The sequence below is a fragment of the Staphylococcus pasteuri genome, from assembly GCF_030547725.1.
Taxonomy (GTDB): Bacteria; Bacillota; Bacilli; order Staphylococcales; family Staphylococcaceae; genus Staphylococcus; species Staphylococcus pasteuri.
Window position 1 is genome coordinate 1 of record NZ_JAUOQO010000458.1, and the last position, 262, is coordinate 262.

Below are 262 nucleotides of genomic sequence, written 5' to 3' on the forward strand. Positions count from 1 at the left end.
CCTTTAAAAAATAGTGAATTCACAATAAGCAGGGCAAAGCTAATAAACGCCTTTGTAAAAATTTGCAGAAAAGCGGATCAAACTAGAAACATCAAAGATATCAGTGATGACACCTACAAATCACTCTACCAAGATGTGAATTGGTTAGCGAAAGCTAGATCAAAAAACAAACGCTTTAAGTCAATTAAAGTTGTAGATTAAAATGCTGATGAATAAAAAAAATATAGAAGCAATACAAACACCTGATCATAAGGCCATTATT

At 31.7% G+C, this 262-nt stretch carries 1 protein-coding gene; it reads left to right on the top strand.

Annotation, left to right across the window (positions count from 1 at the left end; genetic code table 11):
* A partial coding sequence (locus tag Q4528_RS14345) for a hypothetical protein (RefSeq protein ID WP_303522301.1) occupies positions 1-201 on the top strand: 201 nt, incomplete at its 5' end.
* Positions 202-262 lie beyond the last annotated feature (61 nt).